Below are 16,413 nucleotides of genomic sequence, written 5' to 3' on the forward strand. Positions count from 1 at the left end.
CGTGGCCGCGAGCCTTGAGGAAAACTTGCGGCAGCCGGGGCCGGCGGCACGCCCCGTCACAACCGCGTCACCACGACGTCCACCGCCCGGGGCCGGCCGACGGCCGCCGGCTGCTCCAGCACGGTGTACCCCAGGTCACGCAGGGCGGTCAGCAACCCGTCGGCGGTGCGCGGGCGGGCCCCGGCGGTCAGCAGGTCGCGGACCAGCCGCCCCTTCGTCGCCTTGTTGAAGTGGCTGACCACCGACCGCACCGGCCCGGTCGGCGTCTCCCGCTCGTGCAGCACCCGCACCGTCACCGTCCGCCCGGCCAGCTCGCCGCGCGGGGCCCAGGTCGCCGCGTACGCGCCCGAGCGCAGGTCCAGCACCGGGCCGCCGGCGGCCGCCGACTCCATCGCCGGGGCCAGCGCCCGCCGCCAGTACGCCGACAGCGCCCCCACCCCGGGCAGCCGCGCCCCGATGGGACAGCGGTACGGCGGGATGCGGTCGGTGAGCCGGACCGCCCCCCACAGGCCGGAGCTGATCAGCACCGACCGGCGGGCCGCCCGCTCGGCCGCCGCCGGCAGCGTGGCCAGGTCCAGCGCCTCGTAGAGCACCCCGGTGTAGACCCGGCCCGCCGGGGCGGTGGCCGCCCGCTCCAGCCGGGCGTTGCGGCGCAGCTCGCCGGCCAGCCCCGGGGTCAGCCCCAACGCCTCCAGCGCCGGCTCCTCCGGCCCCGCGCTGAGCCCGACCAGCGCCGCGAGCACCTCCGCGCGGGCCGGGTTCAGCTCGGGCAGCGAGAGCCGGTTCAGGTCCAGCCGCCGGCCCGTGCCGGCGTCGGCCTTGCCCTCGGAGGGCGGCAGCAGGATGAGCATCGGTGCGGGACTCCTCGACGACGACCACCGGCGCGCGCCGGTCGGGCCAGCCTACGCAGCCGGGTTCAGCGCCACGGCCGCACGGCCGTCTCCGGGTGGTACACGCGATACCCGCCGACCTCCGTCAGCAGGGCGGAGTCGGCGCGCGCCCCGAGCAGTCCCCGCAGCCGCCGCTCGGCCCGGCCGTCCGCCGCCAGCACGTACCCGGGCCGGTCGGCGCGGCCCACCTGCCGCCAGTACGGCGGGTACCGGTTCTGCCCCGGCATCAGGCTCGCGTCGAGCACCCCGCAGACGACCTCCTCGGCGCTGTGGAAGACGAGCCGGTTGCAGGTCCAGTAGTCCGCGTACACCTCGCGCAGCCCGGCCCGGCGCAGCGCGTCGGCCAGCTCCCGGGCGCGCCCCTCCTCGGCCCGCAGCGACCCGGCCCCGGCCACGAACGCGCCGGTGACCAGCAGCACGGTGGCGGTCAGCGCGACCAGCACGGCAGCCGCCGACGCCCCGGCGAGCCGCCCGGCCGCGCCCGCCGCGCGCCGCCGGGCGCTCGTCGCCGCCAGCCACAGCGGCCACAGCACCACCGGCAGGGAGAGCTGGAGCACCGACAGGTAGCGCGCGTTGCCCAGCGGGTCGGTGGCGGCCAGCGGGCTGCGCGCGTACGCGGCCAGGGTCACGGCCGCGCCCGCGACCAGGGCGAGCTGCGCGGCGGGCCCGGCCCGGTCGGCGCGCGGCGCTCGCGCGGCCCGGCGGTACGCGACCAGCGCGAGGACCCCGGCGGCCACCAGCAGCACCGGGTAGAGCAGCCCGAACCACTGCTGCCAGCGGGCGCACCCGTCCATGGGGCACAGGCCGGTGGCCAGCGGCACCCCCTCCAGCAGGGCGCCGCGCAGCCGGTCGGCGGGCGGCGGCGCGGGCCCCGCGGCGGCGTTGATCCGCCGCAGCACCGACAGCGAGTCCTGGCCGGGCGGCGCGCGCAGGTTGTCCGCGATCAGCGGCGACGCGCCGACGGCGAAGCCGGCCACCAGCAGCGCCCCCGCCCAGCCGGCCAGCTCCCGGCGGAGCACCCAGGCCAGCAGCAGCCCGGCGGCGGCCAGGTACGGCACGATCAGCCAGTCCGACCAGATCGCCACCCCGACCAGCAGGCCCGCCGCCCCGGCCGCCAGCCGCCGGGCCCGGATCCGCCCGTCGGCCAGCCCCAGGGCGATCACCAGCAGCAGCGCCACCGCCGCCTTCACCTCGGGACGCCCGCCGACCACGGTGAGCTGGTCGCGCACCACCCGCTCGGGGCCGAGCGCCAGCAGGCCGACGACCAGCACCGCGCACCACGGCGAGCAGATCCGGCGGGTCAGCCGGTACATCAGCCAGGTGAACAGCGCCCAGAGCGCCAGCAGCGGCAGCCGCAGCGCCGGCCAGCTCGGCCCGGCGACGGCGGCAAGCGGCGCCGCGAGGTACGCCTCCAACGTGCCCATGTAGCGCTGCCCGTACAGGAAGACGGGGTGCTCCCGGCCGGCGGCGATGTGCAGCGCGGCCAGCCCGAAGGTGGCCTCGTCGCTGTTCGACGTGGGCAGGGTCAGCAGCGTGAGGACCAGCCGGTAGCCGAACCCGGCCAGCCCGAGCAGGAGCGCGGCCAGCGCCGGCCGGTCGGGCGCCCGGAGCCACCGCCCGCGTTGCTGCACACTCGACACGACCAACGCCCCTGTCGCCGCCCCGACCGCAGTGTGCCACGCGAACGGGGCGGGCCGGGGCGGTTCGGCCCAGACGGGGCCCCGGCCTCGCGTGGCCGGCTCCGCCGAGGTGTGGCAGGGTGGCATTCGTGCCGCCCACACCCGCCGCCGAACTCGCCGTACCGACCCTGCACCGCGCCGCGCGGCTCGAAGACGCCCTGCACAAGCTGGCGGAACGCCGGCTGCGGCGCACCGGGTGGCAGCCCAACATCATCGCGTACGCCGGCTACGGCGCCCCCGGTTGGGCGCGGGTGATGTGCCGGGTGCTGCTCGGCCGCCCCGACACCCGCAGCGGGCAGCGGCTGGAGAAGATCCGGGGCTGGCGCAGCTTCGCCACCCTGCCCGCCAAGCACGTGACGGTCACCATCGAGACCGGCGGGGTGAAGCACGAGGCGAAGGCCGACCGCAGCGGCTTCGTCGACACCGTGGTCGAGGCCGACCTGACCCCCGGCTGGGCGTCGGTGCGCCTCAGCGTCGCCGACGCCGAGCCGGTGGAGGCGCTGGTCCGCGTCCTCGACCCGGAGGTCAAGTTCGGCATCCTGTCGGACATCGACGACACCGTCATGGTCACCGCCCTGCCGCGCCCGCTGCTGGCGGCGTGGAACACCTTCGTCCTCGACGAGCACGCCCGCACCGCCGTGCCCGGCATGGCGGTGCTCTACGAGCGGCTCGCCACCGCCCACCCCGGCGCCCCGGTGTTCTACCTCTCCACCGGGGCGTGGAACGTCGCGCCGACCCTGACCCGGTTCCTGTCCCGGCACCTCTACCCGGCGGGGCCGCTGCTGCTCACCGACTGGGGGCCGACGAACGACCGGTGGTTCCGCAGCGGCCGGGAGCACAAGCGCGCCACCCTGGCCCGGCTGTCCCGGGAGTTCCCCGACGTGCGCTGGCTGCTCGTCGGTGACGACGGCCAGCACGACCCGGAGATCTACCGTGAGTTCGCCGCCGCGCACCCCGACAACGTGGCCGGGGTGGCGATCCGCCGCCTCTCGCCCACCCAGTCGGTGCTGGCCGGCAGCCTGCCCACCCCGGCGGGCCGCTCGTCGTCGGGGCCGGCGGGGCAGAAGTGGCTCTCCGCGCCGGACGGCGCGGGGCTGTGGAAGCTGCTGCGCGAGGCCGGCCTGGTCTGATCCCCTGGCGGCCGGGTGTCGCTGCGTCAGCGTCGCGTGGGCGGCTGAAGCGCGAAGTAGGTTGTCAATCCAGGTCGGAGCGGCGATTTCGGAGGAACGTCCGCTCGGCGTCATTGCCAGCCAGGGTGATCGCTTCGTCATACGTGGCGCGGGCCTCGGCGGTCCGGCCGAGCCGGGCCAGCAGGTCGGCCCGCGTTGCGGGAAGCAGGTGGTAGCCCGGTAGGTCGATCCCATCGAGGCTGGCCAGCGCCGTCTCCGGGCCGTGCACCTCGGCGACGGCGACCGCCCGGTTGAGCGCTACGACCGGCGTCGGGCTGTGGGCGAACAGTTGGTCGTAGAGCGCCAGCACCTGGGCCCAGTCGGTGGCGGACCCGTCGGTGTGCACGGCGTTGATGGCGGCCTGGATCTGGTAAGGGCCGGGCCGGTTGCGGCGCAGGCAGCGGCGGACCAGGGCGTGTCCTTCGGCGATCTGCTCCCGGTTCCAGAGCGACCGGTCCTGCTCGGCGAGGGTCACCAGCTCGCCGGCGGGGCCCACCCGGGCCGGGCGGCGAGCCTCGATGAGGACCAGCAGCGCGAGCAGCCCGAGAACCTCGGGCTCGTCGGGCATCAGGTCGGCGAGTTCCCTGGCCAGGCGGACGGCCTCCTGGCACAGGCCGGTGCGCACCAGCGCGCCGGCCGTCGAGGTGTAGCCCTCGTTGAAGATCAGGTACAACACGGTCAGCACCGGTGGAAGCCGGGCGGGCAGCTCGGCGGCGTCCGGCACCCGGTAGGGAATGGCGGCATCGCGGATCTTCTTCTTGGCGCGCACGATGCGCTGCGCGATCGTTGCTTCGGGTACGAGGTAGGCCCGTGCGATCTCCGGCACCTCGAGCCCACCCAGCAACCGCAGGGTGAGCGCTGTCTGCGCCAGCGGTGCGAGTGCCGGATGACAGCAGGTGAAGATCAGCCGTAGTTGGTCGTCGCGCACCGGTCCCACCTCCCTGGGCTCGTCGGGTTGGCGCAGCAGCAATGCCTGGGCATGGCGGGCCTCACGCGTGGATTCCCGCCGCAGCCGGTCGATGGCCCGGTTGCGGGCGGTGGTCACGATCCACGCCCCGGGATTGGGCGGCGGCACCCCCCACTTCTGTAGGGCCACCGCGAACGCGTCCTGCACGGCCTCCTCGGCGAGGCTGACGTCGCCGAGGAGGCGGGCCAGCGTGGCCACACAGCGGCCGTACTCCGCCCGGTAGATGCTTTCCAGATCCATGCCGCCCAGCATCAACCTTCCGGCTCGTCCTCGAAGGGCCGCACCTCGACCGGCCCCATGCACGCCCGCGAGCACTTCTCGGCCCAGGCGAGCGCCTCGTCGAGATCGGCGCAGCGAATCACCCAGAACCCGCCGAGCTGTTCCTTGGTCTCGGCGAACGGCCCGTCGGTCATGGTGGTGTTTCCGCCCTCGACCCGCACGACGGTGGCACTGTCCGGTGGCAACAGGCCACCCCCGAAGACCCAGATGCCGGCGCTACGCAGTTCGGTGTTGACCCGGTCGACCTGAGCGAACGCCTTCTGCATCTCCTCGTCCGACATCGGTGGCGCGTCGTAGGCGTGGTGGACGGCGAGCAGGTACTGCTTCATGTGGTGGGCTCCTGATCGGTAGCGGGTGTCAGGCGGGCAGTCGTCGCGCGACAACGGGGATGACGATCGCCGCGGCAACCAGATGCGTCAGGATCAGCAGCACCTTGGTATCGGCCGTGGCGTCCGCGATGACGTCCGGCACGAGCGACAGCACGGTGAGTGCCACGGTGGTGCGGACGAACGTGCTGCGCGGGCGTCGGGCGAAGCGCCGCAGTACTGCGGCGAGCACCAGGCCGACCAGCGAGAAGATCGCGGTCAGCGAGGCGAACCCCACCACCGGGATGGGAGCCTCCGAGATGTCGAGACTGATTCCGGCCGCGCGGCCTGCGACGGCGACGAGCGTGGTGGCGACGCTGGCCACGGCCGTGGCGGCAACACCAGCGACGAGCATCGAGCGAGCTCCGGTGGTGGCGCGTGGGACGGCAGTGCGAGTGGTGGTCAATTGCGGTGCCTCCGATGCCATGGAAGCCGGCCCTGAGCCGGTCTCTCACCAGGGCTACGAACTCGCCCCGCCGCGATCGACAAGCCCGGCGAACTTTTTCCCACCAACTTTGTCAGGCCGGCGTGAGGGGCCGACGAACCGCGAGCGCCATGGGGCTCGACCGTGGTCCCTGCGCGACGGCAGCCGCTCCGAGGCTGGTTGCGGCATGCGATCGGCTCCCGGTCCTCACCGCAGGGTGCCGGAGCGCCCCCGGTCGGCGACGGTCATGAAAGATACTTGCGAAACAGCTCGACTGCGTTGAATATATTTTCGTGTTCAGAGACTATGGTCGATTCCTATCCGGCGCGGCGCTGACGGTGGCGCTGGCGCTCGGCGCGGCCGTCCCCACGGGCGCCACCGCCTCCCCGCCCACCACGCCGGACACTGTGCCGGCAGCCGCCCAGGCGGCCTGCGTGACCGATCCGGCCACCCCGAAACGGCAGTTCCGGGGCATGTGGATCGCCAGCGTGGCCAACATCGACTGGCCCAGCCGCAGCGGGCTCACCGCCGCCGCCCAGCAGGCGGAGTACCGGGGCTGGCTCGACCTGGCCCAGCAGCGGCGGATGAACGCCGTCGTCGTGCAGGTGCGCCCCACCGCCGACGCGTTCTGGCCGTCGACCTACGAGCCCTGGTCGCAGTGGCTCACCGGCACCCAGGGCGGCAACCCCGGCTACGACCCGCTGGCCTTCGCGGTCGCCGAGGCGCACGCGCGCAACCTGGAGTTCCACGCCTGGTTCAACCCGTACCGGATCGCCAACCACACCGACCTCACCAGGCTCGCGGCGAGCCACCCGGCCCGCAAGAACCCGGGCTGGGCCGTCGCCTACGACGGCAAGCTCTACTACAACCCGGGCATCCCCGCCGTCCGCGCCTTCGTGCAGGACGCGATGATGGACGCCGTCCGCCGCTACGACATCGACGCGGTGCACTGGGACGACTACTTCTACCCGTACCCGGGCAGCGGCGGGGGCTTCCCCGACCAGGCCACCTTCGCCCAGTACGGCGCCGGCTTCAGTAACATCGCCGACTGGCGGCGCAACAACGTCAACCTGCTGGTCCAGGAGATGAGTGCGAAGATCCGCGCGGTCAAGCCGTGGGTGAAGCTCGGCGTCAGCCCGTTCGGCATCTGGCGCAACGCCGGCACCGACCCGCTCGGCTCGCGCACCACCGGCCTCCAGTCGTACGACGCCATCTACGCCGACACCCGCCGCTGGGTGAAGCAGGGCTGGATCGACTACATCGCCCCGCAGCTCTACTGGCAGATCGGCCACCCCTCGGCCGACTACGCCGAGCTGGTCCGCTGGTGGTCGGAGACCGTGACCGGCACGAACGTGCAACTGCTCGTCGGGCAGGCCACCTACCGGGCCGGCGCGTCGGGGCAGGACGCGGCCTGGCAGGACCCGGCCGAGCTGACCGACCACCTGACCCTGAACCGCGCCCACCCCAGGGTCGCCGGCGACATCCACTTCAGCGCCAAGGACGTCCGCGCCGACCGGATCGGCGCGGTCTCGCGGGTCGCCACCGACCACTACCGCCGGCCCGCCCTCGTGCCGGCCGGGGTGGGCGGCGCAGCGCCCGCCGCGCCAAACCTCACCTCGGCGGTACGCGGCACCGGCGGCGTGACCCTGACCTGGCAGCGCGGCACGACCGGCAGCACGACCGCGTACGCGGTGTACCGGCTGCCCGGCGACGGCGCGGTCGACCCCTGCGACCTGGCCGACGCCCGTAACCTGCTCGGCGCGGTTCGCGCCTCGGGCAGCACCGGAACGTTCACCGACGCCACCGCCGCGACCGGCTCGACCTACCGCTACCTGGTGACGGCCCTGGACCGGCTGCACGCCGAGGGCCCGGCCAGCAACGCGCGGGTGGTCACGGGCACGGGCGGGGTGTTCAGCGTGGTCGTGGACAACGCCACGACCGGTGGCTTCACGGCCGCCGCGACCTGGGGCACGTCGTCGTACTCCGCCGCCCGGTACGGCGCGAACTACCGGTTCGCCGAGCCGCAGGCGGTCAGCGATCCGGCGTGGTTCACCGCGACGCTGCCCACCGCCGGCTCGTATCGGGTCGAGGTCTGGTACCCGGCCGACCCCGGCTACAACAGCGCCGCACCGCACCTGGTGGCGACGGCGAACGGCACCGTGACGGCGACGGTCGACCAGCGCACCGGCGGCGGGCAGTGGCGGGTGCTGGGCACCTACGATCTCGCCGCCGGGACGCGCCAGGTCGTCGGAGTCAGCCGTTGGACCGCCACGACGGGGTACGTCGTCGCCGACGCCGTACGCATCACCCGCCTCTGAGCCGCCGGTGGTGCCGCCTCCACCTGCACGGGTGGAGACGGCACCACCGTTCAATCAGGGGATCTCCGTCCAGGGAACGAGCCCCGCGCCGGGGGATGGCTGGTCGGTCTTGTAGATCCGGCCTTCGGTGCTGCGACCGAGCAGGGTGATGGCGTTGTTGCCGTTGAGCAGGGCGGTCGGGTCGCTGTCGAAACCTTCTGCCGGTTGCCCCGAGCTCATGATGTTCCAGGTGCCGAAGCCGCCTCCGACGGTGGCCTGCTGGGTGCCCCAGATCTTGCCGTCGGTGCCCCGGCCGTAGAGGACGATCTTGTCGTTACTGGTGAGGAGCACTGCCGGGTCGCCGACGAAGGTGGGCTGCCCCGTGCCCATGGCGGCCCACGTGCCGAAGGGCGCCCCGGCCGAGGGTTGGCCGGCACCGTAGAGCTTGCCGTCCGTGCCGACCACGTAGAGCACGAGGGTGCCGTTCGCGCCGAGCAGCGCGGCCGGGTTGCCGGCGAAACCGCCGGTCGGTTCCCCCGTGCCGAAGGTCACCCAGGCGCCGAATGCCGCACCGGCGGAGCTCTGATTCACTCCGCGAATCTTCCCGTTCCCGGCCCGCGCGTAGATGACGACCGCGCCGTTCGCGGCCTTGATCACCGTCGGTCGCCCGGTGATACCCGCGCCGCCCGTGCCGATCCGCACCCACGGACCGAAGGAACTCCCGACGGCTGTCTGGGCGGTGCCCCAGATCCAGCCGTCGGCGGCACGCGTGTACAGCCCGATCGTGTTGGCGGAGGTGAGCACGGCGCTGGGGTCGCTGGCGAAGCCGGCTGCGGGCGGGCTCGTGCCGATGGCCCGCCAGGTGGTGAAAGCGGCACCCACGGACGGCTGGCCAATCCCGTAGACCTGGTTGTCGATGCCACGGGCGTAGAGCACGATCGTGCCGTTGGCGCCCTTCAACGCCGTCGGCGAGCCGATGAAGCCGCTGCGGTCGCCGATGCGCATCCAAGGGCCGAAGGTTCCGCCTGCGCTGCTCTGCTGGCTGCCCCAGATCCAGCCGTCGGCGCCGCGCCGGTAGGCGAGTACCGCACCGGTGGTCGATTTCACGGCCGTGACCTCGCCGCTGCTGCGGGTGTCGACCTCGACGGTCCAGATCCGGCTCCAGGTCTGCACGTGCGCCAGTTCGCCGCTGAAGTAGCCGCCGTGTGCCGTGGAACTGCTCCTGTGGCTGCCCATCCGGAAGAGGCCGGTGGCGTTCCAGCCGCTGCTGTGCGTGGCACGTCCGGCGTTGATCCCGCTGACGTACAGCGTCATCGCACCGGTGGCCTTGTTCCAGCTCGCCATCACGTGCGTCCAGACGCCGACGCGGGCGGTGCCCGGGGCGCTGAGGGCCGTGTCGAGGGCCGGACTCGCCACGTCGGTGCGAGCCATGGTGAAACGCCACGACGCGTCGCCGGCGTTGGTCCAGAGCCGGAAGCGGGCCGTGTTGGTCCCGCTCTGCGACAGCACCGTACCGCCGAGGGCCGTCGGCTTGACCCAGGCGGAGACCGTGAAGTCCGCGTTGGTGTTCACCGCCGAGGAGGCGGTGAGGGTGCCGGTGGTGGCGGGCGGGCGGTTGAAGACGGCGTCGGGGTCGAAGGTGTCGCCGGTGCTCCACGTGACGCCGGTGGCACCGGTGGCGTCCAGCGTGCCCGCGCTGTCCTTGGCGGTGGTGACCGGCCCGTCCGTGCCGTCGTTGAGCTGCCAACTGTGGTTCGAGGTGACGAGCGTCTTGGCAGGCTGAGCCGTGACCGTGCCGGTTCCGGCGGCCAGGTCGGTGGCGAGCCAGGCCGTGCTCACGCCGCCGGACCCCAGGGCCCACAGGTCGGGCGTGCCGTCGCTGTCGATGTCGGCCGCCCGCAACGTCAGGTCCGCGCCGACGTTCCAGGTCTCGTGCAGCTTGTACGAGGTGTGGGTGAGCTGGTTGACCCCGTCGAAGGCCAGGTCGGTCCACAGGTACAGGGCGCCGGTCGTGCGGTTCCACAGGTACATCGCCGTGCCGCCGGCGACCTGGGTCGTGGTGATGGTCCACTTGTCCCAGTCCGTCCCGCCGGTCGGTGTGGGCTGGCTGATGACGAGCGGATTGGCGTAGAGCCCGGTGGCGTAGAAGTTCGAGTAGTAGGTCAGGTGGTATCCCGACTCGACGTTTCCGCTGGTGCCGATCAACTCGGGGAAGCCGGTGTTCGCCCCCCGGATGTTTCCCGCGTTGGCGAGCTGAAGCGGCAGCGAGCCGTCCCCTTCGGCGAGCAGGTCGCCGGAGATGCTGAACTGGTTGCCACTGAGCTGGGCCTGGATGACGGAGCCGTCCCCGTTGGCGCGGAGCACCCCGCCGTTACCGGTGGCGGGGTAGTAGACGAGCGCGTCCTGAAGACCGGTGCCGGTGAAGTGGCCGGTGATGACCTGCGCACCGTCGAAGTCGGTGGGTGAATTGTTTCCGGTGACCCCGTTGCCGTAGGCACCGATGTTCGTCCCCGCGACGGCGAGGTGTTCCGTTCCGCCCGGCGCGAGCCACAGCCCGGGGGGAAGTCCGTGGGTGGCCCCCACGGCGACCAGGTCCGGGGCGGCGTCACCGTTGAGGTCGCCGTCGGCCGCGACGGCGGCCGGGTTCGAGTTGAACGTGACACTCCTGCTGTCACCGACGTTCCCGCCTGCGGAGACGCTGGTGACGGTCAGCGTGTTGGTGAACCGCCTAGGGGTGATGCTGACGGTCGCGGCGCCCGCCGTGGCCGACACGTCCTGCGGCGGACCGGCGTTGAGCTGGTAGACGTAACCGCTCGGGTCGGTGCCGTCGGCCTTGGCGATCTCGACCGTGAAGGACTCACCGATGGTGGTCGTGTTGTCCGGGATCTCGGCGATGTTGGGCGCCCCCGGCCGGGTCGGGTCGAAGGTGAACTTGCAGGGGGCTGACCAGTCGCCCGCGGCGCCGAAGTCGGTCGCCTGCACCTTCCAGGAGAAGCCCGTGCTCGCGCCGTTGGCCGCGGCCCGCAACGTGGCGACCGGCACGACGAGTACGGCGGTGCTCCCCGAGGAGTAGGTGAGCGAATTCGGGTTGGAGGTGAGCAGCGCGGTCTCGGTGGAGTCGGCGGTCCTCCAGAGCTTGAAGCTCACGCCGAGCGTGCCGCCGTTGCGGTCGGAGACCGGGGCGTACAGCGAGACCGAGGCGTCGCCGACGGTGCTGCCGCCCGCGCAGGCGGTCTTCGGCGAGGTGGTCAGCCCGGTCGGCTTGTTCGGTTTGTGGTTGTACTCGATGGTCAGGGTCGGGGTCGTCTGGTCGAACTCCTTCCAGCTCTGGGTGTCGCTGGCTTCGTTGGCGGCGATCATCCGCAGGGTGCGGGTGGACTTCTGCGCGGTGACGTCCGCCTTGATCTGGTTGGTGATGTCGAAGGAGACCGCGGCGGCGTTGCAGCCGCTGTAGCCGTGGGCGAAGCTCTTGGACGCGGCGAGGGGCCCGTTGCTGACGCCCTCCCAGTAGTTCCAGGTGGCGTTCGACGAGGAGAGGGTCGTGGCCGGGGCGTAGACGTTGACGGTCCGGTCGGTGCAGTTCCACGACCGGGTGTTGGTGATCTTGAAGGTCGCCGAGTTGATCGTCGCCCCGGCCAGGGTGCTGTGGGGAACCGGGAAATTGATCAACGTGTTGGATCGCTGGCTGCCGGAGTTGCCGACCTGCATCCGGCCGATCAGGTCAGGGGTGTCCTTCCAGAAGTTGGTGGACTGGTGCTGGTAGGAGATGGTCGCCCAGCCGGACATCTTCGGCCCGACAGGGGTCCAGGTGAACGTCGGATCGATGTAGACCGGGTAGGCGGTCCGTGAGTCGGCGAGCAGCGACGGGTCGGGGGTGAGACGCAGCTTTCCGGGGGTGACCCGGACGCCGATCGCCGCCGTACGGGCGTCGCGGCCCGGTGCGGCCGTACTGGAGGCGCTGCCGAGGCGCTGCGCCGGCTCGCCTGCCGCTCGCCTGGTCGAGTCCCACATGGCGGGGGCGGGGGCGGTGAGCACTGCCCGACCGGCGCGGTCCCGGCCGGTGATGTTCCCGGCGGCGTCGGCGGCAAGGGTGACGCCCTTGGCGGTCGTCTTCAGGTCGAGCGCGTTCAGTCTCGGGTCGGCGGCGGCTCGGCGGTTCTTGACGACGAAGACGTGGGAGAAGCCGCCCTCGGCGGTGACGGTGACGGTCAGGTCGACCCCGGGTAGGACCTCGGCGTAGGTGGCCGTCGGCCCGGAGAGCGTGGGCGCGGGCAGCGTCAGTGGGGCGGTCACCGACAGGGCGCGGTCGCCGCTGGCCATTTCGGCCAGGGGCCCGGCGCCGCCGGGGGAGACGCGGACCTGGTTGGTGGTGACTGCCGGGGCGATGCTCCCGTCAGGGTGGCGGACGAGCGTGGCGTCGAGGTCCTTCCACTGCCCGCCGACGCGGGTGCGGGTGGGCGCGGCGGTCTGGGTGAGCTCCACCGTGCCGTCCGGTCTGGCGGTGACGGTCGCGGTGGGAGTTCCGGCGGCGGTCGCCTCCACGGGCCTGCCGCTGCGCCGAGCCTCGGCCATGGCCTTGTCCACCCCCATCGGAGTGGCGGCCGGCTTCGCGACCTGAGCGGGCGGTGCCGCGAAGGCAGGTGACGCGGGCGGGGCCACGGCAGCGCTGGCCAGGAGGAGGCCGGCGACTGCGGCCGTTGCGGATGTCCTCTCGGCCGCCGGGCGTGGTCGGTGTTTTGCGGGCATGAAGGGGCGCCTCCCCGTGTGTCCGATGAGCGCGTGGACGCGCCCGGTGAGCGGCCACAGTGAACCAGCCAGCCCGGGGCCGGGGAAACCATCGAGATGACAACCCGTTGCCTCTTTTCGACTCTATGTAGCGATTTGATCTATGTACATTTGCCTATCGTTACCATCCCGTTACCTTCGGTGGCGTCGAACGTGAAAGATTGTCGGCGCGCCTCGCAGAGTGCATGGTCAGTCACCCTGCGTGGCATTTCCTTGTTTCTCGTACAAGTGGGGTGCGCATGCACGGGGGCTTACGCCTGCTGAGTCGTTCCAGACGTCTGGTCGCGGTGGTCGCGGCCGCATCGCTGACGGCGGGGTTGTTGTCGGGTAAGCCGGCGGTGGCGAAGCCGAAGGACGCGGCGGTGGCGAAGCCTCCTGCGACCTCGCCAGGCCCGTCGGTCAAGGGCGTCAAGCCGTTGCCGACGCGGTTCGTGACGCCGCCGGACGACGCGAAGTCCCACCATCGTCCGTCGCGGACGGACTGGCCGAAGGCCACCTCTGCGCAGGTCGAGCTGGCCGCGCCACAGGCGCTGTCGGCGTCGTCGACCAAGGCGCGCGGACCTGGGCAAGCAGGTGCCGAACCAGACCTTCACCACCTACGACGGCCTGGGTCGCGCGGTGGTGGTCACCAGCGCGAAGAACGGCGTGACCGTCTCGCAGACGATGAACATCTACCACGGTGACCGGATCACGACCGTGCCCCCCTCCGGTGGGGTCGTCAAGACCACGGTCAGCGACCAGCTCGGCCGGGACAAGGAGATTCAGGAATACCACGTCCGGCCGATGGTGACGACGCCGACGGACACGTTCACCGGCACGTTCACCCTGACCGGCGGCACCGCCACGGTCAGCGGCTAGGGATACGACGGACACGGTAACCAGTCGACGCTCACCGACGCCGAGAACAACGTGTGGACGTCGACCTACAACCTGCTGGGTCAGGTGGTATCGAAGTCCGACCCGGACGCGGGCACCAGCAGCATGGTCTACGACGCCAACGGCAACGTCGTGCAGAGCACTGACGGTCGTGCCAAGACGCTGTCGTTCACCTACGACGTCCTCGACCGCAAGACCGGCGAGTACGCCGCCACGGTCGCGAACCAGTCCGCCGCGAATCGGCGTGGGGAGTGGGTGTACGACAATGGTAACGCCGTCGCCGGGGTCACCAACGCGATCGGGAAGCTGACCACCACCGTCTCCTACCGGGGCGGGCAGGCGTACACCACTCAACAGAAGGCTTTCAATGTCTTCGGTAGCTCGCTCGGTGTGACGGTCACAATCCCCGGAACCGAAGGAGCCCTGGGCGGGTCGTACGTCTTCGGCCACTCGTACACGTCGGTGTTGGGGCTGCCCCTGACCGACACATACCCGGCCAGCGGCGGTCTCCCTGCGGAGACCGTGCTGCACGGGTACGCCGGGGTCATGGACACGCCCACCACTCTGGCGGGTCTCGCCCCATACGCCAACGGCGTCACCTACGACGCCTGGAACCGGGTGAACCAGCAGACCCTTGGCTCGCTCGGCAGCCAGGCGCACGTGACGAACACGTACGACCCGCATACCGCTCGGTTGAGCAAGCAACTCGTCACTCGTACCGCGGCCACCCCCTCGACGGTGGACGAGCAGGAGTACCAGTACGACCCAGCAGGCAACATCACCCGCAAGATCAGCAAGCGGTTGGGTGCCAGCACCCCCGCGGAGACGCAGTGCTACGGCTATGACGGCCTGGCCCGGCTCAGGGAGGCGTGGACCGGCACCGACGCCTGCGCCAGCACGCCGACTGCCACCGACAGATCCATGGTCGGCAACACGGTGGGCGCGGGTAGCGCCTACTGGACCAGTTGGCAGATCGATCTGATCGGCAACCGGACCCAGCAGGTCGAGCACAGTCTGACCGGCGGCACGGACACCACCACCACCTACACCTATGACGGCAACGGCCAGAACAAGCCACACACGCTGACCGCCACCACGATGACCGGGGGCGCCAGCGGTACGACGTCGTACACCTACGACGCCGCTGGCAACACCACCGGCCGCAACGCCGCCCAGGGCAACCAGACTCTCACCTGGGACGACTCCGGCAAGCTTGCCGAAATCACCGGAGGAAGCAGCGGCGACAACTCGTTCGTCTACGACGCCGACGGCAACCTTCTGCTGCAGAAGGAACCCGGCAAGAACACCCTGTACCTGCCGGGCCAGCAGCTCACTCTCAATACCGCCACCAACGTCGTCGACGGCGACCGGTACTACGCCCTGCCGGGCGGGGGTAGCTGCGTCCGCTCCGGCAGCGGCACGGCGTACACCTTCGTCGTCGCCGACCACCAGGGCACCCCGACGCTCTACCTCGACAACACCGCCCAGAACCCCACCTGGCGGCAGTACACCCCGTACGGCGGCCCGCGCGGCGCCGCCGTCACCGCACCCGACAACCGCGGGTTCCTCAACAAGCCGATGAGCCCGACCGGGCTCACCCTGGTCGGGGCCCGCGCCTACGACCCGGCTCTCGGCCGGTTCGTCTCAGTCGACCCGGTGCAGGACACCGGCCAGCCACAGCAGTGGAACGGCTACTCCTACGCGAACAACACCCCGGTCACCTCCAGCGACCCGACGGGAATGATCCCCGACGACTGCAAGTACTTCGACTGTTACGGCTACAACCCCACCACCGGCTGCCCCGGTGGGTGCGGCTCCACGAGCAACGTGGCCTGGGGCACGTCGAACGGCAAGTCCAGCAGCAAGGCGAAGCCGGGCGGCAAGTACGTTCCCCCGCCGCGACACAAGCCGAAGCCCAAGAAGACCGAATGTGGTTCGTTCTCCTGGATCTGCAAGAAGGCGTCCCAGGCCAAGGACTGGGTGGTCGAGCACAAGGAGGACCTTGCGGGGGTCGCCCTCGGGATCGTCGTCGGCGTCGGTTGCACGGCGCTCACGGGAGGCGCGGGCGCCGTCGTCTGCGGAGCGATCGGCGGGGCGTTGAGCTCCGGGTTGACCGGTTATCTGAAGGGTGAGCGGGGGATGGACCTCGCCATCAGCTTCGGCAGCGGCGCCCTCCTCGGCGCCCTCGGTGGTGGAGTCGGCAGTATCGTCGGTGCAGGTGCAGCTGGCTTCAGCGCAGGTGCAGCCGGCTTGAGGGCCGGTCTGGTCGGCGGAGCGAAGAAAGAGGCGGGCTTAGCCTTGCAGGGCCTTGCCCCCGGTGCGAAGGAATCCCTCAAGGCGCTAGCCCCCAAGAACGTAAAGAGTTTCTGGGAAGGGTCCCGCTGGGCCATCGACGACGAGGCGATGAGGGGTGGGATTTACGGGCAGCAGAAGCAGAACTTGGCGGTCGCGACGGATCTCATCGTCGGGGCTGCGTCGCCCCGCAACGGCGTCATCCCGGCAGCCGTCTCCGGCGCGTTGCCCGGCAACTGGAATGATGTGCAGGACATCGTGCAGAAGGGCTGGCAGTTCAAGCCGGAGAACAGCATCGGTCCGCTGTTGGGAGGTGGGTTCAGCTGAGCGACCCGGGTCCCGACCAGATGACGACGACTCAACGCGAACAGGTCGCCGCATACGAGCGGC

At 71.6% G+C, this 16,413-nt stretch carries 10 protein-coding genes; 4 read left to right on the forward strand and 6 right to left on the reverse strand.

All coding sequences use genetic code 11. The features are described from left to right. Positions 1–56: 56 nt before the first annotated feature. Together yaaA and LPU43_RS01205 are read right to left on the reverse strand one after the other, a co-directional pair. Positions 57–851 (reverse strand): peroxide stress protein YaaA, encoded by a 795-nt coding sequence (yaaA, locus tag LPU43_RS01200; RefSeq protein WP_229397939.1) that lies wholly within the window; start codon positions 849–851, stop codon positions 57–59. Between the two features lie 65 nt (positions 852–916). Beyond that, complete coding sequence (locus LPU43_RS01205) at positions 917–2,536, reverse strand: hypothetical protein (RefSeq protein ID WP_229397940.1); 1,620 nt, start codon at positions 2,534–2,536, stop codon at positions 917–919. A 122-nt stretch (positions 2,537–2,658) separates the two neighbouring features. Between LPU43_RS01205 and LPU43_RS01210 the strand changes: the two genes are divergently transcribed. Next, complete coding sequence (locus tag LPU43_RS01210) at positions 2,659–3,699, forward strand: App1 family protein phosphatidate phosphatase (protein WP_229398591.1); 1,041 nt, start codon at positions 2,659–2,661, stop codon at positions 3,697–3,699. Positions 3,700–3,763: 64 nt separating this feature from the next. Here the strand turns inward: LPU43_RS01210 and LPU43_RS01215 are convergent, their stop codons facing one another. Genes LPU43_RS01215 through LPU43_RS01225 form a run of 3 tightly spaced genes read right to left on the reverse strand, consistent with a single transcriptional unit; the run spans position 3,764 to position 5,704 of the window. After that, on the reverse strand, positions 3,764–4,945 hold the full coding sequence (locus LPU43_RS01215) for an RNA polymerase sigma factor (RefSeq protein ID WP_229397941.1): 1,182 nt from the start codon (positions 4,943–4,945) through the stop codon (positions 3,764–3,766). 11 nt (positions 4,946–4,956) lie between these two features. Next, entirely contained in the window at positions 4,957–5,313 is a 357-nt protein-coding gene (locus tag LPU43_RS01220) for a YciI family protein (RefSeq protein ID WP_229397943.1), read from the reverse strand. 28 nt (positions 5,314–5,341) lie between these two features. Then, positions 5,342–5,704, reverse strand: coding sequence for a DUF6069 family protein (locus LPU43_RS01225; protein WP_229397945.1), 363 nt, complete (start codon positions 5,702–5,704; stop codon positions 5,342–5,344). A gap of 362 nt (positions 5,705–6,066) precedes the next feature. Here LPU43_RS01225 and LPU43_RS01230 point away from each other — a divergent pair, with 362 nt between their 5' ends. Next, complete coding sequence (locus LPU43_RS01230; protein WP_306416105.1) at positions 6,067–8,091, forward strand: family 10 glycosylhydrolase; 2,025 nt, start codon at positions 6,067–6,069, stop codon at positions 8,089–8,091. Between the two features lie 54 nt (positions 8,092–8,145). Here LPU43_RS01230 and LPU43_RS01235 read toward each other — a convergent pair whose 3' ends face one another. Next, positions 8,146–12,642, reverse strand: coding sequence for a LamG-like jellyroll fold domain-containing protein (locus tag LPU43_RS01235; protein WP_229397947.1), 4,497 nt, complete (start codon positions 12,640–12,642; stop codon positions 8,146–8,148). Positions 12,643–13,428: 786 nt separating this feature from the next. On the opposite strand from LPU43_RS01235, the gene LPU43_RS01240 reads away from it, so the two are divergent. Both LPU43_RS01240 and LPU43_RS28515 read left to right on the forward strand, forming a co-directional pair. After that, a complete protein-coding gene (locus LPU43_RS01240) occupies positions 13,429–13,713 on the forward strand; it encodes a hypothetical protein (protein ID WP_229397949.1) in 285 nt (94 codons plus the stop codon). Positions 13,714–13,764: 51 nt separating this feature from the next. Beyond that, on the forward strand, positions 13,765–16,350 hold the full coding sequence (locus LPU43_RS28515; RefSeq protein WP_229397951.1) for an RHS repeat-associated core domain-containing protein: 2,586 nt from the start codon (positions 13,765–13,767) through the stop codon (positions 16,348–16,350). Positions 16,351–16,413 lie beyond the last annotated feature (63 nt).

This window comes from Micromonospora okii (genome assembly GCF_020884795.1).
GTDB lineage: Bacteria > Actinomycetota > Actinomycetes > Mycobacteriales > Micromonosporaceae > Micromonospora > Micromonospora okii.